This window comes from Coprococcus sp. AM11-30B (genome assembly GCF_027674365.1).
In the GTDB taxonomy this organism is placed as follows: Bacteria; Bacillota; Clostridia; order Lachnospirales; family Lachnospiraceae; genus Allocoprococcus; species Allocoprococcus comes.
In genome coordinates this window covers 61790-81939 of the sequence record NZ_JAQDVB010000014.1, presented here as the reverse complement: position 1 = coordinate 81939, position 20150 = coordinate 61790, and the positions used below count along the sequence as shown (strand labels likewise).

At 43.5% G+C, this 20150-nt stretch carries 18 protein-coding genes and 1 other annotated feature; of the genes, 1 reads left to right on the top strand and 17 read right to left on the bottom strand.

The window, feature by feature from the left end:
- Window positions 1–206: 206 nt before the first annotated feature.
- From PGU50_RS10705 to PGU50_RS10675, 7 genes are all read right to left on the bottom strand, one after another.
- Window positions 207–800, bottom strand: a complete 594-nt coding sequence (locus PGU50_RS10705; RefSeq protein ID WP_022221152.1) for a flavin reductase family protein — start codon at window positions 798–800, stop codon at window positions 207–209.
- 30 nt (window positions 801–830) lie between these two features.
- Window positions 831–2483 carry a putative manganese-dependent inorganic diphosphatase gene (locus PGU50_RS10700; protein WP_022221151.1) on the bottom strand — a complete coding sequence of 551 codons (1653 nt, stop codon included), beginning with the start codon at window positions 2481–2483 and terminating at the stop codon, window positions 831–833.
- A gap of 106 nt (window positions 2484–2589) precedes the next feature.
- Entirely contained in the window at window positions 2590–3885 is a 1296-nt protein-coding gene (locus PGU50_RS10695; protein WP_270246944.1) for a GTP cyclohydrolase IIa, read from the bottom strand.
- 116 nt (window positions 3886–4001) lie between these two features.
- A complete protein-coding gene (locus PGU50_RS10690) occupies window positions 4002–5336 on the bottom strand; it encodes an amidohydrolase (RefSeq protein WP_195254751.1) in 1335 nt (444 codons plus the stop codon).
- 13 nt (window positions 5337–5349) lie between these two features.
- Window positions 5350–6459: a M20/M25/M40 family metallo-hydrolase gene (locus PGU50_RS10685; protein WP_022221148.1), complete on the bottom strand. Its 1110-nt coding sequence runs from the start codon at window positions 6457–6459 to the stop codon at window positions 5350–5352.
- A gap of 17 nt (window positions 6460–6476) precedes the next feature.
- Entirely contained in the window at window positions 6477–7166 is a 690-nt protein-coding gene (locus tag PGU50_RS10680) for a hypothetical protein (protein ID WP_195254753.1), read from the bottom strand.
- 21 nt (window positions 7167–7187) lie between these two features.
- Window positions 7188–7922 carry a DUF5058 family protein gene (locus PGU50_RS10675; protein WP_022221146.1) on the bottom strand — a complete coding sequence of 245 codons (735 nt, stop codon included), beginning with the start codon at window positions 7920–7922 and terminating at the stop codon, window positions 7188–7190.
- A gap of 289 nt (window positions 7923–8211) precedes the next feature.
- On the opposite strand from PGU50_RS10675, the gene PGU50_RS10670 reads away from it, so the two are divergent.
- Window positions 8212–8898 (top strand): S1 RNA-binding domain-containing protein, encoded by a 687-nt coding sequence (locus PGU50_RS10670; protein ID WP_022221145.1) that lies wholly within the window; start codon window positions 8212–8214, stop codon window positions 8896–8898.
- A gap of 111 nt (window positions 8899–9009) precedes the next feature.
- Here PGU50_RS10670 and PGU50_RS10665 read toward each other — a convergent pair whose 3' ends face one another.
- The 10 genes from PGU50_RS10665 to PGU50_RS10620 form a co-directional block, all read right to left on the bottom strand.
- Window positions 9010–10926 carry an NAD(+) synthase gene (locus PGU50_RS10665; RefSeq protein ID WP_022221144.1) on the bottom strand — a complete coding sequence of 639 codons (1917 nt, stop codon included), beginning with the start codon at window positions 10924–10926 and terminating at the stop codon, window positions 9010–9012.
- Window positions 10927–10938: 12 nt separating this feature from the next.
- A complete protein-coding gene (gene hslO / locus PGU50_RS10660; protein WP_022221143.1) occupies window positions 10939–11817 on the bottom strand; it encodes an Hsp33 family molecular chaperone HslO in 879 nt (292 codons plus the stop codon).
- A gap of 19 nt (window positions 11818–11836) precedes the next feature.
- Window positions 11837–12619 (bottom strand): class I SAM-dependent DNA methyltransferase, encoded by a 783-nt coding sequence (locus PGU50_RS10655; RefSeq protein ID WP_270246951.1) that lies wholly within the window; start codon window positions 12617–12619, stop codon window positions 11837–11839.
- Between the two features lie 241 nt (window positions 12620–12860).
- Complete coding sequence (locus tag PGU50_RS10650) at window positions 12861–13496, bottom strand: lactate utilization protein (protein WP_022221141.1); 636 nt, start codon at window positions 13494–13496, stop codon at window positions 12861–12863.
- On the bottom strand, window positions 13496–14521 hold the full coding sequence (locus tag PGU50_RS10645) for a branched-chain amino acid aminotransferase (RefSeq protein WP_008369610.1): 1026 nt from the start codon (window positions 14519–14521) through the stop codon (window positions 13496–13498). The genes PGU50_RS10650 and PGU50_RS10645 overlap by 1 nt, the downstream gene beginning before the upstream one ends.
- A 154-nt stretch (window positions 14522–14675) precedes the next feature.
- Window positions 14676–15185, bottom strand: a complete 510-nt coding sequence (gene ilvN, locus PGU50_RS10640) for an acetolactate synthase small subunit (RefSeq protein WP_022221140.1) — start codon at window positions 15183–15185, stop codon at window positions 14676–14678.
- 18 nt (window positions 15186–15203) lie between these two features.
- On the bottom strand, window positions 15204–16934 hold the full coding sequence (ilvB, locus tag PGU50_RS10635) for a biosynthetic-type acetolactate synthase large subunit (protein ID WP_195368475.1): 1731 nt from the start codon (window positions 16932–16934) through the stop codon (window positions 15204–15206).
- Window positions 16935–17022: 88 nt separating this feature from the next.
- Window positions 17023–17281 (bottom strand) — a binding site (T-box leader).
- An 80-nt stretch (window positions 17282–17361) separates the two neighbouring features.
- The gene (locus PGU50_RS10630) at window positions 17362–17850 is read right to left on the bottom strand and encodes a dihydrofolate reductase (RefSeq protein ID WP_008369618.1); all 489 of its coding nucleotides are present in this window, start codon (window positions 17848–17850) and stop codon (window positions 17362–17364) included.
- Between the two features lie 17 nt (window positions 17851–17867).
- Window positions 17868–18716, bottom strand: coding sequence for a thymidylate synthase (gene thyA, locus PGU50_RS10625; protein WP_195368477.1), 849 nt, complete (start codon window positions 18714–18716; stop codon window positions 17868–17870).
- A 33-nt stretch (window positions 18717–18749) separates the two neighbouring features.
- Window positions 18750–20036, bottom strand: coding sequence for a homoserine dehydrogenase (locus PGU50_RS10620; protein WP_270246942.1), 1287 nt, complete (start codon window positions 20034–20036; stop codon window positions 18750–18752).
- Between the last annotated feature and the right edge of the window lie 114 nt (window positions 20037–20150).

Sequence of the window (20150 nt, the reverse complement as noted above, 5' to 3'; positions counted from 1 at the left end):
CGAAGCAGAGCGTAGACCGCTTGCGACATTCTTCATCTTCGTGCGAGTGCGCATCTCCGGCACGCAGTGCCTTTTGTTTCATAGGAAGTTCCTTCGGAATTTCCTATGAAAAAAGACGAGACCGCACCTTAGCAGTCTCGCCCTTGAGTTTCTACTTACACAGCATATACCCTCTGTCATTTTTTTGTCAAGAGGATTTTCTGTTTTTATTTCTTCTTTTTCTTTCCATTCTTCTTTGTCGGCTTTTTCACGCTATAGCCAAATGTTCCGAGCAACTTACCCAGACTATAATACTGTCCGTGCACATATACGATCGGATCGGTCTTTTCCAATGCAAATCGCCCTTTCTGATCCATATAGGCATCATCTACATGAACCGCTTTTACCTCGGCAAGGAAAATATGATGCGATCCCGGTGTTTCTTTTTTGACCACCTTACACTCGATGTTGACCGGACTCTCCGCAATCAGTGGCGCACTCACATATTCTGCCTTTTCCGGTGTCAGATGCAGCTCTTTGAATTTGTCCACATCTTTTCCCGAACGCACACCGCAATAATCCGTTGCATACGCAAGTTTTTCCGTCGTCAGATTGATTACAAATTCTCCGGTCTCATCGATCATGTGATAAGAATACCGCTCTGGTCTCACGGAAATCGAAACCATCGGCGGGTTTGTGCAGACCGTTCCCGCCCACGCCACGGTAATGATATTCGGATTGCCTTCTTTATCTGCCACACTGACCATAACTGCAGGCAGTGGATACAGCATATTTCCCGGCTTCCAGATCTGTTTTGCCATAAGCCATCTCTCCTATAAAGTTATCTGTTTTTATTTTTGCTGCAGGTAAGTTACCAGAACAGGGATCATCTGTTTCTTTCTTGATACTACACCTTTCAGGAGAATTTTTTCCGTATCTCCCGGCAGTTCAAACGCTTCAAGAACCTGTTCCTTTGCATTTTCACCACAGCAAAGGAGTTCTGTAGACTCTTCCAGAATATTAGTCATCATCAAATACAACATATGCAGTCCCTGGGTCTTTCTCGCCTCTTCCAGATATGGGATCAGACGTCCTTTCACCTCATCCAGTTCATCCTGATTCATGGATGTGATCTGTCCGACTCCAAACATGATATCTTTTACATTGAACACCTTAAAGTCCTGGAAACAGATCTCTTCTACGGATTTGCCACGCAGATTGCTTCCCGCATTGAACATCTCTTTTGCATGTTCTTCCATATCAATCCCGGCTATCCGCGCCAGTGCCTCTGCTGCCGCCTGATCAACCATCGTACAGGTTGGTGAACGGAACAGTAACGTATCCGAAATAATTGCAGAGCACAGAAGTCCCGCCATCTGTGGCTCTACCTCTACACCGCTTTCCTGATACATCTGGTAAATGATCGTAGCGGTACATCCAACCGGCTGATTCCGGAAATATACCGGTCCGATTGTCTCCAGACCGCCCAGTCTGTGATGATCAATGATCTCCTGCACCTCTGCCTCTTCAATTCCATTCACAGCCTGTGATTTTTCATTATGATCCACAAGAATCACCTGTTTTTTACGGGATGTCATAAGTCTTCGTCTGGAGAGGAAACCACAGAACTTTCCTTTATTATCCAGAATTGGGAAATCTCTGTACTTCGTCTTTGACATAACTTCTTTCACATGTTCCACATAATCATTCAAATGAAAAATCTCCAGATTATCACGGCTCATAAAATACTTGACCGGAATACTCTGGTTAATCAGCCTTGCAGCAGTAAAGGTATCATGTGGTGTCTGAATAATCACGATATCTCTCTCCTCTGCCATCTTCTTGATCGTCTTGGAAATATTGGCTCCCTGGCAGATGACCAGACAGCTTGCATCCATCTCGATCGCGCACAGCTGTGACTCATAACGGTTTCCAAGAATGACAAGATCATCCTTCTCAATAAAATTCTCCATCAGATCCGGACTGGATGCGGCAATGACAACTTTTCCATTCAGGAAATAGCCATGCTCATTCCCGGAGATCAGTGTTCCGTCCAGTGTTTTGACGATATTGCGGTACTGGGTTCTCGCTGTTGCAAGGATATTATTATCGTACACTTCCATATATGACGTAGCAATATCTCCGATAGTGATCAGCCCTTCCAGCTTCTCACCTCTTGTTACCGGCAGTGTCTTAATATTCTCATCTTTCATTCTTGCCCATGCGTCTTTAATGGACATGTGACCAGATACACCCTCAATATGACGGATATCCATATCTTTTACCTGAAGGTGTACATTGTCCAGAAGAGACGGCACACTTACCTGGAATTTATCCAGAACATATGCTGTCTCACCATTTACCTCGCCCGCTCTTTTCGCTATGTATTTTTCTCCTGTGATTTTATTTTTCAGATTTGCATATGCAATTGCCGAACAGATAGAATCTGTATCTGGATTTTTATGTCCGATCACATATACTTTCTTTGGTTTTTTCTGATCCATTTTATATTACTCCATTACTCCATTACTATCTCTTGTTCCTTTATTTTTCAGAATGCCATTTTTTTTACTGTTCGTCAACCCTTGTTCGGATAAAAGACCACTTACACTAAATTTTAAACAATATCTCTACCAGTGCCTTCGGTCTGCCACCCTCTGCCGCTGTCTTCTTTGCATACACTTTTCCATAACCGGCTTCCATGATCTTATTCATGATCCGGCGCGCACTTCTGACCGTAATTCCCAGACACTCCGCCAACTGATGTGCATCGAAAATATAACTTTTTCTTACATCTGCAATGGCAATGATCTTCAGAATTGACGTTGTGCTGAGCCCGGTTTTTTCTGAAATTTTCCGTAGCTTCGGATCGGAAGAAATGAGCTGATATTCCAGCTGGATCTCCTTTCCAAGCGGTCCGTGCTGTGTCTGACCGGCATCAATCCAGAAAATCTCCTGCTTTGCATTTTTCAGGGAAAAATCCAGTGCACGTCTTGCGTTCATTTCCGCGTCATTCATCGTGCCTCCGGTTCCGATCCCTACATTCAGGCTGATTTTCTTCTCCTCCTGCACTTTTTTTTGCAGATTCAGAAGCTTCCGCTGGTTAAATTCTTCTTGTACAGCCCCGGAATTGGAAAATACAATATATTCTCTTCTTCCTGATGCAAAAATTGCACCTTGAATCCCTTCTGTATATTTGATGATTTCTTTTTCAATATCTGCTTTTGCAAGCATACTTGAATAATAATTCTCTTCTCTGCTCTTATAATCCGTCAGCTGAAAAATCTCAACTGCTGCCTGCGCATATTCTGCTTCCTGAAGCGCACATTCATTTTTTAATTTTTCCAGTGCCACTCTCACTTTTGCCCTGGTCGGAGGCAGATAAATTGCATGGTATCCCTTTTCCTGCAGTGTCTTATACACCCACCGAAGAGAAGTCAGTGCCACATTGATCTTTCCTTCATCCAGAAGCTTCATGTGCCACTCCACATACTGTTCTTCTTCCACTCCTGCCTGAAACGGACAGGAATAAATGTTTCTTGCCAGGATGTCAAATGCATCCAGCAAATCCTCAATGACCTGTTTTTCTACAATATCAATACTAAATGCATCCAGTTCAATATTACTTTTCTGCATCTGCAGAAATGCTCCCGCAATGCTGATTACCGATTTTTCCACCGACACATGCGGCCTGGTGAAATGATAGTTTCTCCCCACAAAACTTTCGATCGCACAGCCCGTAAACAGTACCGCATCACACTCCTGTTCACATTCCTCAATCAGCCGGTCACTTCGGTTAACCTGTTCCTCTTCATAAGAAGCTACTTCTACTGAACTGTCGATTTCTTTTATACTCTTCTTAACAACCTCACAAGATGATTTTGATCCGATAACTCCAACTTTCACAAATTTGTCCCCCGTATTGCGATCTTCTATCCAGAGAACCTGCCGTTGGCAGCTTCTCTCTATATATCTGAATAATTGCTTTAAAAAAGGAACCCCTCAAACGGGATTCCTTTTTATTATAACTCAGAGCCATCAAAAACCACAAGCTTAGAATGCTCTTTTTTTAATTCCAGATAACTTTCTTTTGTCAGCGTCGGTTTGAAATTGTCAAGAATCTGTTTTGCCTTTTTTGCGTTATCATAAAGAAGATCAATGATCGTAAGCGCCATCATCTTTGCCGGAACGATATAAGCAAGTTCCGGGTCCGCAAGACGGTAATCCTTGGAGTGAAGTCCTCCGGTTATTCCCTCTGTCCAGATGTGCATACACGGCATGAACTGAGAAAGATCCCCCAGATCTGTAGAACCTGCTGTCTCATAAAGCTCTACAAATGAATCTTTTTCCGCCCCTGTATATTCGATCATATTTTCTTTATATAATGCTGAAAGCTCACGGTTGGTATTCATCGGAAGATATCCGATCTTATCGTCAATCTCGACTTTTCCTCCGATTGCAAGTGCTCCGGCTTTTAACGCACGGTTCACTTTTTTACTGGCATCCAGCATTCCATCAATTGTGAAAGCACGTACCATGATCTGCATCTTCACAACAGCAGGAACTACATTTACCAGATCTCCGCCTTCTGTAATGATTGCACTTACACGAACCTTTTCTTTCTCCTGAAAAGTCTCACGGAGTGCATGAATGTTGTTCAGTGCCAACTCTGCCATATTTAACGCATTGATTCCTTCATGTGGTGCGAAACCTGCATGCGCAGCTTCTCCGATAAATGTTACCGTCTTTGTCACAAATCCGTTGCAGTCGGTATCAATCACGCAATGCCTGCCATTTCCAATTTCCATCATGTGACACTGCAATGCCATATCCACATCATCAAAGCCACCACGTTTTAAATATTCCTGCTTGCCGCCGTAAAAACTGATCTTATTTTCACGGATCAGACTGTCGCGATAATCATAATCTACGCATTCTTCCGCAGGGATCGCAATAAAATCAACCGCTCCACCCAGTTCCTTCATCACTCCGGATCTTAAAAGACCAATCGCACATCCATACAGATCTGCAAGCTGTGCATGATGACCGCAGGCATGAACATTTCCTTCTGGCGTACTGTCCGGATGTTCTTTGCACTGGATACAGTCCAGCTCTCCGATCACAGCAATTCTTGTATTCCCTTTTTTCGGAGTTGAAACCTTACAGCCAGTATATGCAATTTCCGTCTCCGGCTCTTCTCCAATCTCCTGAAATGCCTTTATCATTCTTTCTGTAGTCTTAAATTCTTTGTAGCCAAGTTCAGGCGTTTTATATACATCATCACCAAGCTGAATGATCAAATCTCTGTTCGCGTCAATCGCGTCCAGACATCTCTGCTTCAGTTCTTCTTTTTCCATCTATGTCGTCCTCCTATTCTGCACCCATCAGTCTTCTCAGTACTTTTGTCACTTTCCAGGTCTCATCTGTATCAAGCGCTTCTTCTACTGTGTGTACATTGATCATTCCACATCCCAAAATGACGCTCTTATATCCGTGTCCCGCAAGCACATTTGCATCACTTCCGCCACCGATGATCATTTTATTTGCTGTAATTCTTTCTTCTGCCATTGCATTTACAGTATCCTGGATCAATTCACAATCTTCTTCCAGCGACAGGACCGGGTAAGCCATCTCATGCTTCATCTCATAACAGGCTCCCATTTCCTCTACAGCTTCCTTGCAGCACTGTTCCATATGTGTAACCTCTGCAGCCAGCTTTTCCATACTGTGTGAACGGATCTCTGCGGTAAATGTAACCTCATCTGTTACGATGTTGGTTGCAGATCCACCTTCAATATGTCCGATATTAGAGGTTGTCTCATAATCAATACGTCCGATGTGCATCTTACTGATTGCCTTTGATGCCACAACAATTGCATTGATTCCTTTTTCCGGTTCAATTCCGGCATGCGCTTTCTTTCCTTTGAAAGTAATCTCAATCGCTTCCATTGCCGGTGCTTTGTATGCGAGAGTCTCTGCTCCACCGGTTGCATCTACAACAACCAATTCCTTGCATGGCAGCATAGACATATCCATGTGCTTTGTTCCCATCATACTGATCTCTTCGGAGCAGGTAAATACAAGATAAATATCTCTGTGCGGTACACCGCTTTCAATGATATCTTCTACCGCTTCCATGATTGCTGAAATTCCAGCTTTGTCATCTCCGCCAAGTGTTGTTGTCTTGTCGGTACTGATGATGTTTCCATTGATCACCGGATTTACATTTCTGCAAGGCTCAATCTGATCCATATGTGCTGCAAATCCAAGTGGACGTTCCTTCGTATTTCCTTTTACAAATGCAACGATATTTCTGCCGTTTCCACCATAAGCTTCCCCGGCATGATCTGACTGGAACGGAATGTTCCGCTCTCTCAGCCAGTTTTCTATCCAGTCCGCCATCTCTTTTTCCCCTTTTGACGGGCTGTAGATCTTGATCATCTCAATAAATCTTTCCTGTAATCTTTCTCTCGATAACATCTTTTTCCTTTCCGGACTTAGTCCTCAAGCTCTTTCTTGTAGATAATCTTTCCTGCGAAAATAGATCCAAATACGGCTACCAGGATAACAACGTATGACGGTGTTCCAGGGAAGAAGGATAAGAATCCGTTTTTCATCAGCCAGTTCATTGCAAATGCGATAACAACCGCTACAGCACCAAGCTTCGGTCTTGTGATTGCGAACTGTCCGAATACAGCTCCGTAAAGTGCCGGAAGAAGGAAGTTGAGGGCCTGCTTGAATCCTTCTGGCATCATACCAATAATTGCGTTTCCTGCAATTGCTCCGATTGTCAGAATCACAATATTTACAATGATCGATACAGCAATACCGATGGTTGATACAACAGAACCTTTGTCACTCCCCATTTCAACGCCTGCTGCTTCCTGTGCAACAGAAGAACACGGAACACGCATGTTGGATGTATTTCCTGAAAGGAATGTCAGATAAGTTCCCGGGATTCCAAGAATCGGGAAATAGGAAATCGGTTCTACAATATAAAATGCTCCACTTACACTGATCTGTGCGATTGTACCTGCAATGATTGCGGATACCGGTGGCATATATCCGTATACAACTGAGATAACAAGTGCCGGTCCAAAACATGTAATGATACCTAATAACATGGTGATTTTTCCCCATTTAACAATATCAGGTATATAGACTTTGTTGTAGTATTCTTTATTCATATCTTTATCCTCTCATTCCTATTAAAATACAGTGTTCCAGATGTAACCAATGAGCATGCCTGAGAACATGGAAATTGCAAAGGCCCATTCTCTGAGCCATCCAATATTCTTTTCTTTCGCTAACTTTGTCAGGGTCATCATAAGAATGCATCCTACGATTGTTGCGATTGCCGGTGCTCCGCCAAATGCAAACTGATTCTTTTCGTTGAAGAAGTTTCCTGATGCAAGGTTTGCAAATGCACCAAGCATCGCTCCTGCTGAAATGATCGGAACCATTTTGGAATTTCCTTTTGACATCAGATGATTTACTTTATCCATCTTATCTGTGAAAAGGAGTGTGAAGATCAGCCATCCAAGTGAACCACAGATCATGGTCCATACACCACAGGCGAATGCAACCGGTGTCAGGTTCTCCAGTGTAGCGCCCATTGCCTGTGCGCCAAATCCGGCTGCCATTGCTTCATAGTTAACGGATCCGATGAAAGAAAGTCTCATCCATGAAACAGGTGCTCCCATTGATACGATCAGGGAGATCATTGTTACCAGGATTACAATAGATGGTCCAATTGAGGAAATGGCACTACTCTTAATTGCCATATTGATCTTTTCCTGTTCAATTCCAATCTCTTTTGCTGCTTTGAGTGACTTCCTGAAAAACAGTACGGACTGAAAAACTACGATTCCTACTGCTATTGCGGCACCCACCCACATCAGAGGGCTGTTTGCCAGTTCCAGATAATTCACGTTTCCCTTCATTTTAAATTCTCCTTTGCCTTTTAGTTTAGGACACTGCCCTTAACATGTCCTTATGTTGATAATATACAATTTATTTTTTCTTTTGTCAATTTTTTTCACAAATTTTACTATTCAAAATATACACAAATTTTTACCACAATTTTCGTACATAATAACGATTTTTTCTCATTAAGCACAATTTAACCGTCTAACCATCTGGAATCCATACTTTTTATCTATACAAAAATGTGTTATACTAATAAACATATTGAGCATACGTTCAGAAAAATAAACTAACAGAGGTGTTAAGATGGAAAACGAAAAATTACAGGAACAGACAGAAAGCATGGCAGACTACGAAGCACATTTCGATGATGCCAATCCATGGAATGTGGTCGCACGTTATCAGGAAGAAGGAACCAATCTTCACGTAAAAGTAGAAGGAATCGTAAATGGTGGTGTCATCGCCATGGTCGAAGGACTTCGAGGATTCATCCCGGCATCCCGCCTTTCTCTTTCTTATATCGAAGATCTGGAGACTTATCTTCTAAAAGAAATTGATGTCCGCGTGATCGAAGCAAACCAGGCAGAAGGACGTCTGATCTTATCTGCACGTGAGATTTTAAGAGAACAGAAAAAAGCAGAAGATGCAAAAAAACTTGCATCTGTACAGGTTGGAAGTGTTGTAAAAGGTACCGTTGAATCGCTTCAGTCCTACGGTGCTTTTGTACGTCTCGAGAACGGTCTTTCCGGTCTGGTTCACATTTCCCAGATCAGTACTCAGAGAATCAAATCAGCAGACCAGGTACTTCACGTTGGGGACGAAGTAGATGTCAAAGTCATCGGTATCAAAGACGGTAAGATCAGCCTCAGTATCAAGGCTCTTGCCGAAGATGCTGAAAAAGAACAGGAGGAAGAGCTGGAACACGTAGAAATTCCGAAAGTAGAAGCAATCGGAACCAGCCTTGGGGATCTGTTTAAAAATATCAAGCTTTAAAAATTATAATTTAAAAAAGGGAAGCCTGCACTTTCGCAGACTTCCCTTTATCATTGCCTGATAAGTATCACTGACACTTTATGCGAGAATGTACCCCCTGTACATTCTTTTCTATTTCTTCAGTGCTTCCAGATCCTGCATCCAGACTGCCGCACACGCATCGCTCGGCATTCTCCAGTCTCCTCTCGGAGAAAGTGCCACCGTACCGATCTTCGGTCCGTCCGGCAGGCAGGAGCGCTTAAACTGCTGTGCAAAAAATCTTCGGTAAAAGGTCTTCAGCCATTTCATGATCGTCTCACTGTCATAAGTTCCTTCAAATGCAAGCTTTGCGAGCCGATAGATCTTTGACGGTTCAAAACCAAATCTCAGAACATAATACAGATAAAAATCATGCAGTTCATACGGACCTACAAGGTCTTCTGTCTTCTGGGCGATCTCGCCATCCTTCGGTGGAAGAAGCTCCGGACTTACCGGTGTGTCAAGAACATCCAGAAGTACCTCTTTCAGCTCCTGATCCTCACAGGTATCCGCATAATACTGAACCAGATGGCGTACCAGTGTCTTCGGAACAGATGCATTGACTCCGTACATAGACATATGATCTCCATTATAAGTCGCCCACCCAAGAGCCAGCTCCGACATATCTCCGGTTCCGATGACCATGCCCCATTCCTGGTTAGCAATATCCATCAGCACCTGGGTACGCTCTCTTGCCTGTGAATTCTCATAGGTCACATCATGTACCTCTTCATCATGTCCGATATCACGGAAATGCACATGGACCGCATCCGCGATCGGCACCTCTTTCAAAGTGGCTCCCAGCTTCTTCGACATCAGGCAGGCATTCTGATAGGTTCTGTCTGTCGTACCAAAGCAAGGCATCGTCACTGCAATGATATCCTTGCGGTCTTTTCCTGCCATGTCAAACGCTTTTGCCGTCACAAGCAGTGCCAGCGTTGAATCCAAACCGCCGGAAATTCCAACGACTGCTGTTCTCGAGTGAGTATGCACCAGACGCTTCTTCAGTCCCATTGCCTGGATCATCAGAATCTCCTCACAGCGCTTTTCCCTCTCTGCCATATTCTGTGGAACAAAAGGGGTCTGTGCAAAGCTTCTGGTAAGTGCTGTCTCTTCCACACTTATGTGGAACAGTACTTTTGGAAGATGACGTTCTTCCGTTGTCTGGAAAGTTGTATTTTTTCTCCGTTCACTTAAAAGACGGAAAATGTCAATCTCACTGACGATCATCTCGTTGGCAAACCGCTTTGCTTCTTTCAGAATCGTCCCATTCTCTGCGATAATATTGTGTCCACCAAATACCACATCCGTTGTAGACTCTCCGTCCCCGGCATTTGCATAGACATAACCTGCAATCAGTCTTGCAGACTGTCCCTTGATCAGTTCCTCCCGGTAACTATCCTTTCCGATCGTCTCATCACTTGCTGAACAGTTGACCAGGATGATCGCGCCTTCTCTTGCCGCCTCAATACTCGGCGGGATTGGTGACCAGACATCCTCACAGATCTCTGCCGATACGACCAGATCATCCATCTCTGCCGCCTGATACAGGATCTGCGGCCCAAACAGGATTTCTTCCCCTTCATAAGAAATCACTCTTGCTTTTTTCGGTCCTTGACGGAATTGACGCATCTCATAAAATTCCCCATAATTCGGAAGAAATGTCTTGGTTGTAAAGCCAAGGATCTTTCCGTCATTTAATGCGGCCGCAACATTATAAAGCTCTCCATCAATTGCAAGTGGAAGCCCAACAAATACAAGTGCTTCTGTATGCCTGGTCTCTTCTGCAACTTTTGCAAGTGCTCTGCGCACCTCTTTTAACAGTATATCCTGTGTAAAAAGATCGCTGCAAGTATACCCGGTCAGGCAAAGCTCCGGAAAAACAATGATCTTTGCGCCAGCCTTCTCAGCTTCTTTCATACGTTTGCAGATTTCCTTACAGTTGTGCCAGACATCCGCCACACGAATATCAACTGTGACCGCTGCAACTTTGATAAATCCCTGTTTCATGCGTTTACCTCTTTATCTTTTTGCCTGTTTTAAAATCTGTTTCAGTTCTTCTACACTAAATGTATACGCCATATTGCAGAAATGGCATTTTACTTCTACTTCTTTTCCGTCATCGATCATTTCCTGGATATCTTTCTTTCCGATGCTGATGATGGCTTTCTCGATTCTCTCATGCGAACAATTACATTTAAACTGTGTATCCATTGTATCTGTAAATTCCACATTCAGGCCATCCAGTACCTGCTCCAGCATCTGCTCCGGTGTATGTCCGTTATCCAGCATACTGGTAACAGAAGAGATCTTCTTGATATTCTCTTCCAGTTTATCCAGCACCTCATCCGATATAAACGGCATTACCTGCACAATAAATCCACCTGCACAGTGTACAGTGTTGTCCTTGTTCATCAATACTCCAAGGCCCACAGAAGACGGAACCTGTTCGCTGGTTGCAAAATAATACGTCAGATCTTCTGCGATCTCACTTGTCTGCAGAATAGTCTGTCCAACATATGGTTCTTTCAGTCCCATATCTTTAATAACATTTAAAAGACCGATTCCAACAGCTCCTCCAACATCCAGCTTGCCATTCTTAGGCGGCATCATTGCTTCCGGATGATCGACGTATCCTTTCACGTCACCTTTTGCATCTGCAGTCACCGTAATTCCGCCAAGTGGTCCATCACCTTTGATCTGAAGCGTCAGCACATCTGTCTCGTTCTTCATCATGCCTCCCATCATTGCTCCTGCCGTCAGAAGTCTTCCAAGTGCCGCTGTTGCTACCGGACTTGTGTCATGTCTCTTTCTTGCCTCTTCCACCAGATTTCCGGTTGTTGCGGCAAATGCACGGATCTGTCCGTCTCCCGCAGTTGCTCTTACAATATAATCTTTCATATAACAATTCTCTCCTGTTCTATTTTCCCTGTTCTCTTGCGATCACATAAATGCGCTCGCTTGTGTCCATCGGCGCATTCTTTGAAAATGCATCGTATGCTGTCACAAATTCCAGCCCCGACTTCCGGATCAGTTTCTTCATCTCCTCCAGCGTATACGCTCTCTGATAATGCGTCTCCTCATATTTGCGATAAAGCCCACTGTCCTTATCTGTCTCAATAAAAAGACTCAGATCATATTCATTGATCTTCTCATCTTCGTAATAATAGTTGTCCCAGATAAAACTGCATTCCTCCCGGTTCTCCGCAATTGTGCGATCCCCAAGAATCTCTTCATACTTGTAACGTGTATTAAAATCAAAAATAAAAACACCTTTCGGATCCAGATAATTGTTGACCAGGCGGAATACTTCCTGAAGTTCTTCCGGCTCTGTAATATAATTGACCGAATCGCAGACACTGATGACAGCTCTTACCGTACCATACAGTTCGAACTCTCTCATATCCTGCAGAAGATACAGAATATCATGACCGGATTTGTCTCGTTTCTCCATTGCGATCTCCAGCATCTCTTCCGCATTGTCCGCACCAATCATATCATATCCTGCCTTTGCAAGCAATTCTGTCATGTTCCCGGTACCGCACCCCAGATCCAGTACCAGTCCATCCCTGACACCATATTCTCTCATAAGACCGGTGAGATATTCACACCATTCTTCGTAGGGAATATTATCCATGAAGGTATCATATACACGTGCAAAGCTTGTATACGCTTCCATACTCTGTTGTTCCTCTCTTTCGATTCGCCATCAATGCCCATAAGCAGCACTGACCGATGTCCACGGACCACTCCGCTGCGCATCCTGACATCCAGATTATTTTATAGTATAACACAGGATTTTCCTCTAGGAAAGTCATATTCTAATGAGAACTTTTCCCTTTTGGAATTTTCTTTACTGTTCACAGTACCTGTGACCAGTAACGCATTTTCTTTTTCAGACACAAAAAGAACCAGGGGAAATTCCCTGATTCTCTTCGTATTTTTTAGAATCCCAGTTCTTCATTCACCAAAATCACTTTTATTCTGTTTGGAACATGGCTGAATCTTGTAATCAGTGTCTGACAGCAGATACTTTTCGGAGATTTACAGTTGGAACAGACACCTGTCTTCGCACACGGAAGCCCTTCAAAACGCTGTCCGTTAATCGGAGCTGCCACATACTTTGCACGGGCATATGCATCCTCTGCACTTCTTACAATTTTGTTCATGCCAACGATCATCAGAACATTTTCCGGTCCGTAAGAAATAGCTGCCACACGGTTTGCATTTCCATCTATATTAACCAGTATCCCATCTTCCGAGATTGCATTACAGCTTGCCAGAAAATAATCGCAGTTAAGTGCCTGATGCATCATCTCTGCTTTTTCCTCCGGTGTCGCACACAGATCTCTGTCCAGCACTTTATAATTTCCTTTATGAAGTGCTTCAGGAAGACCAATTGCCTTAATGCTCATAGACCCTCCCCAACTGATGCTGCTTCCTTCCGGAATCAGCTCCAGTGCAAGGGCAAGTGCCTCTTCTTTGGTCTGTACATAATGTCCCTCCATCTGACGGGACTTCAAATTCTTTATCACCTGCTCAGCGAGCAGATCATTTCGCTTTGTAACGAATTTATCCATTATTCAACCACCTGGATCCATCCTTCCGGTGCTTCGATGTGTCCCATCTGAATTCCGGTAAGTGTTTCATATAATTTCTTGATAACAGGTCCCATCTCATCCATTCCGCTTGGGAAGCAGATTTCTTTACCATGATCTACAATCTTTCCAACCGGTGAAATAACTGCTGCTGTTCCGCAAAGTCCGCATTCTGCAAAGTCTTTTACTTCATCAAGATATACTTCTCTTTCTTCTGTCTCAAGTCCAAGATAATGTTCTGCCACATAAAGAATAGAACGTCTTGTAATAGATGGAAGGATACTGTTTGATTTCGGAGTAACTACTTTACCATCTTTTGTGACGAAGATGAAGTTTGCTCCACCTGTCTCTTCTACTTTTGTTCTTGTTGCTGCATCCAGATACATATTCTCTGCATAGCCTTCTTCATGTGCTGTTACAATTGCATGTAAGCTCATTGCATAGTTAAGACCAGCTTTGATATGTCCTGTTCCATGCGGTGCTGCACGGTCAAAGTCTGAGACTTTAATTGTGATCGGCTTTGCGCCGCCCTTGAAATATGGTCCTACTGGTGTTACAAATGCACGGAACTGATATTCGTCAGCAGGTTTAACTCCGATAACCGGATTGCTTCCGAACATATATGGACGGATATAAAGGGACGCTCCTGATCCATAAGGTGGTACATAAGCCGCATTGGCTTTTACTACCTGTACGATCGCATCTACAAAACGGTCTTCCGGAAATACCGGCATCTCAAGTCTTCTTGCGGAATCAGCAAATCTCTTTGCGTTCATATCCGGGCGGAATACAACGATGCGTCCGTCTTCTGTTGTGTATGCCTTCATACCTTCAAATACTGACTGGGAATACTGCAGAACACCTGCACACTCATTCAATACAATGTTGGCATCTTCTGTCAGGCATCCATCATCCCACTTTCCATCTTTGTAATTTGAAACATATCTCTTTTCGGTCGGGATATAACCAAATCCTATGCTTGACCAGTCAATCTGTTTCTTTTCCATTGTAATTCCTCCATTCCCTTGTTGCTTCTTACAGTAACATATATCTAAATTATAATTTTTGCTTCCCGTATTTTAAATCCTACGGATTACATATCGCTATTATATTACTTCTGTTTTTCAAATTCAAGAGTGCGCTCTGTTTTTTTTGATTTTTTTATCTTTTTGGCATTGTGATCGCTTCAATCCCCACACTTCCGCCTCTTACAACTTCAATTGAATTGAATTCAGAACGTAGAAACTGGATGATCGCTGTATTTTTATGTGCCGTGTGTACAAATTCAAGAAGTACACTGTCTTTTCCATAATCACGTACCTTTGCCTGATAGGTCTGCGCAATCTGGAAAAGCTCTGTCTTATCTTCCGGTGTACAGTTTTTTACCTTGATAAACATCAGCTCCTGCATAACAACAGATACTTCTGTAAAATCAATGACTCTGATGACTTCAACCATACGGTTCAGCTGTTTTTTGATCTGCTCATAAGTCTCTTCATCACTGTTCGTCTCAATCGTCATTCTGGAGATAGTCGGATCTTCTGTTCTACCTACCGTCAGACTCTCCAGATTATAGGATTTACCGGAAAAGAGTCCGGAAATCTTTGAAAGTACACCAACCTGATTTTCCACATATAAGGAAATCCATCTTTTTTTCATTGTATTATCCATCTTCACCTCTCCTCTCCATTAATCCATCAAAAGATCTTCCAGGGTTCCGCCCGGACGTACCATCGGATAAACCTGCACTTCCGGATCCAGCATGAATTCGATCAGAGTCGGCACCTTCAGTGCACGGTTTGCTTTTGCCTGTTCAAATGCTGCTTTCATCTCGGATTTTTCGGTTACACGGATTCCCTTTGCCCCATAGCTTTCTGCAAGTTTTACAAAGTCCGGCGTATATTTCGGTGGATGCTCTTCTCCACGTCTTGTCGCTGCGCCTGCACGAAGATCCGTCATAGAATAGCGTTTTCCATAGAAAAGTTTCTGCCACTGGCGAACCATTCCAAGATAGGTATTGTTAAATACACAGAGGATCAAAGGAAGTTCTTCCAGCACTGCTGTTGCAAATTCCTGAATATTCATCTGCATACCGCCATCACCGGAAATTGCAATCACCGTACTGTCCGGATTGCCAATCTGCGCTCCGACTGCTCCCGGGAATCCATATCCCATGGTTCCAAGTCCGCCGGACATATAAAGTCTGGTCTTTTCATTCACTTCCAGATACTGGGATGTGAACATCTGATGCTGTCCTACATCTGTCACAACAATCTTGTCATCCTCTTTAAACACTTCATTGATCGTCTCCAGAATATCCTGAGCCTGCATCTGGTCTCCCTTTGGTTTCATCCTAAGCGGATGCTCCTCTTTCCAGCCTTCGATCTGTTCCATCCAGCTTTCTTTTTTCTCCATTGGTTCTACATATTCCAATAATTTTTCAATTGCTTCTTTTGCATCCGCAACGATCGGAATATCTACCTGAATGTTACGTGAGATGGAGGAAGTATCAATGTCGATATGTACGATCGTAGCCTTCGGTGCAAATGCATGCAGTTTTCCGGTGATACGATCGTTAAATCTGGTCCCTATCGAGAACAGCAGATCGCATTCTTCCACTGCCATATTGGATGCATATGCACCGTGCATCCCCAGATTACCGATAAAAAGCGGATGCGTTGTCGGAATCGCACCACGTCCCATGATCGTTGTCACAACCGGGATCTGGGTACGTTCTACAAGTTCGGTAAACGCCTTATTCGCTCCTGCAATATTTACCCCACCACCGGCAAGGAACAACGGTTTCTTTGCTTTTCCAAGCATCTTGACTGCTCTCTTAAGCTGTCCGATGTGAACACCGGTACTCGGCTTATATCCGCGGATATTGACTGTCTCCGGATAATTCGGGCTTCCAAGCTCTGCCATTACATCTTTCGGGAGATCCACAAGAACCGGACCCGGACGTCCGCTGCGCGCAATATAGAATGCCTCTTTGATGATTTTTCCCAGATCTTCTCTCTTTCTTACTGTCACACCGTATTTTGTGATACTTCTTGTAATACCTACGATATCAACTTCCTGGAATGCATCATTTCCGATCAGATGTCTCGCAACCTGTCCGGTAAAACATACCAGCGGTACACTGTCATAATTTGCCGTTGCAATTCCTGTCACCAGATTGGTTGCACCCGGTCCGCTTGTTACCAGACATACCCCGACTTTTCCTGTTGATCTGGCGTAAGCATCTGCAGCATGGACAAGTGCCTGTTCATGACGCGGAAGTACAACTTTTGTGTAATCCTGTTTGTAAATTTCATCACTGATATCAATTGTACAGGCTCCCGGATATCCAAAAAGGATATCTACCCCTTCCTCTTTTAATGCTTTTACAAGTAATTTGTTCCCTGATATTTTTTTCATAAATCTACCTCCATGAATTTTCTATACAGATGATCGCCAAATTTTTATCATAGTCATATAGAATAACAAACGCCCTAAACGGCTGACCGTTCAGGGCGAATATAAAATCCGTGTTACCACCTGTCTTCAGAGAAGCTGCTTCTCTGCTCTCACGCAAGTACAGAACCATAGAAATGTTCGATACTATTCCCCTGTAACGTAGGGTCTACGTCGAAGTCTACTTGAGAAATTCCCGTTCAGTCCGCTGCTCAAAGGCTACTTCTACAATCCCTTCATGAAGGCTTACACCATCCGCCTTCTCTCTTTGCTTCCGAAGATTATATACTCCTCCTTGTCATAGCATTTCTTCTATTGTCTCATCGATTACATTTATTATAATGAGTGGTCTATTGATTTGTCAATGATACATTTCGCAAATTTTATTGATCTATTTTATTCTTTCATATTTTGCAAATACATACTCAAGATCGAAATATGTCTGTTCATCCGTCTCAGCTGTTTTTTGCCAATCCGGATCCTTTTCCAGATCCGGGAACCAGGTATCTGCCTCATATACATGATCTGTCCGCGTAACATACGCTATATTACAATACGGAAGCATTGCACGGTAAATACTTTCTCCGCCGATCACAAAGACTTCTCCTTTGTGCTTTTTACATTCCTGCATTGCCTCTTCCACACTGTGTACCACGATCGCATCCTTCACCTGATAATCCGGATTGTGGGAAATCACGATATTAACCCGGTTGGCAAGCGGACGCCCCTGCGGAAAGCTTTCCAGTGTTTTTCTTCCCATCACGACAATATTGCCTTCTGTCATCTGACGAAAGTATTTCATATCTGCCGGGATTCGTACAAGCAGACTGTTATTCTTTCCTATTGCCCAGTTTTTATCTGCATTTACAATAATGTTCATCGTATCTGTCTCCTTTTCTAAACCGCGATCGGAATATTTTTGATCTGCGGTCCTGTCACATAATCGTCTAATCTTACGTCATCCGGTGTAAACTGATAGAAATCTTTCACTTCCGGATTCAGCCAGAATTTTGGTGCCGGGTACGTCTCTCTTGAAATCAGTTCCTCGATCAGCGAAATATGCCTGTCGTAAATATGTGCATCTGCGATCACATGTACAAATTCGCCCACCTGCATATCGCATACCTGTGCGAGCATATGAAGCAGCACAGCATACTGGCATACATTCCAGTTATTTGCCGCCAACACATCCTGGGAACGCTGGTTCAGGATTCCGTTCAGTGTCAGCTTGTCGCTGCCTTTTTCTTTTGTCACATTGAACGTCATGCTGTATGCACACGGATACAGATTCATCTCATGAAGATCTTGATGTACATAGATATTCGTCATGATCCGGCGGCTGTAAGGATTATTCTTCAGATCATAGAGTACACGGTCTACCTGATCCATCATTCCTTCTTTGTAGACATGCTTTACGCCCATCTGATAGCCGTATGCCTTCCCGATCGATCCATCTTCATCTGCCCAGCTGTCCCAGATGTGACTGTTCAGATCGTGGATATTATTGGATTTTTTCTGCCAGATCCACAAAAGCTCGTCCGTACAGCTTTTGATCCCGGTTCTTCTGAGTGTCAGTGCCGGGAATTCTTTTCGCAAATCATACCGGTTCACCACACCAAATTTTTTTACAGTATACGCCGGAGTCCCGTCTTCCCATCTCGGACGTACCTTTTCTCCTTCTGTGCTGGTTCCATTATCAATGATGTCCCTGCACATCTCTATAAAAACTTTGTCTGCATAACTCATGCCTGATTACTCCTTTTTCCAATGCTGTGCCTTTTAATATTCTCTGATAATGCTGCTGATCTCACTTACGATCGGCATTTCTTTTAATTCCTCCAGTGCATCCTGAAGATGGTATTCCTTGACTGCGGATGTCCCGATGACAAGTTCTGCCTTTGCCGCTTTTGCCTGTTCCTGGATCACACGTTCGATACTTACCTTATGATCTCCGAATACTTTCGCGATTGCTGCCAGTACTCCCGGTTCATTACTCACCTGCATACGGATAAAGAAACGATTCTTGACGTCCGCAAATTCCTTGATCGGAAGCTCTTTGTATGCGCTCCATCCGATTCTTCCGGTACAGTTCCATACAATATTTCTTGTAACATCCATCACATCTCCGACAACTGCACTTGCGGTCGGCAGTTCTCCTGCTCCTCTTCCATAGAACATGGTATCCCCAACTGCATCTCCGTGTACAAAAACAGCATTAAAGGAATCTCTTACGGTAGCGAGCGGATGTTTCTTATCGATCATCATCGGATAAACACCTGCTTCAATTCCATTAGATGTATTTCTCGCAATACCGATCAGTTTGATCACATTTCCCATCTCTTTTGCGTAATTTACATCTGCTGCTGTGATCTTTGTGATTCCCTCCGTATAGACATCCGAAAATTTCACCTGTGAATGGAATGCTGACGTAGCCATGATTGCCACCTTACGTCCTGCGTCCAGACCTTCCACATCCGCCGTCGGATCCGCTTCTGCATAGCCAAGCTCTGTCGCCTTTGCGAGTGCTTCTGTGAAATCCATTCCATCTTCAAACATCTTTGTCAGGATATAGTTAGTCGTACCGTTGACAATTCCCATGATCTCATCGATCTGGTTGCCTTCCAGGCACTGCTTAAGCGGACGGATGATCGGGATTCCTCCTGCTACTGCTGCTTCAAACAGGAAATCAGCGCTACCTTCTTTCGCAGCGTCATAGAGTTCCTTTCCATATTCTGCAATCAGATCCTTATTTGCACTTACTACATTTTTCCCTGCTTTCAGTGCTTCTGTGATCATCGTTTTCGCTGGCTCAATTCCGCCCATCACCTCGATCACGATTTGGATTTCATCATCTTCTATAATCTCTTTCCACTGATCTGTCAGCAGATTCTGATCTACACCCTGTCTTACTTTTTTTATGTTGTGTACCAGGATTTTCTTTATTTCAAGAGCGGCGCCGGTCTTCTGCTGCATCTCTTCACTGCGGCGTCCAATCAATTTATAAACACCTGTTCCGACTGTTCCAAGTCCAAGTAATCCTACTTTGATCGTCTTTGTATCTGTCATGTCTTCGCGTCCTCCTAATCTATAGTAAATCCATTTTATTCTAGCACTTTTTTGTGAATATTCAAAGAACTTTCTTGACATCTTTGGGGGACGTGATAACATTATAAATGTATG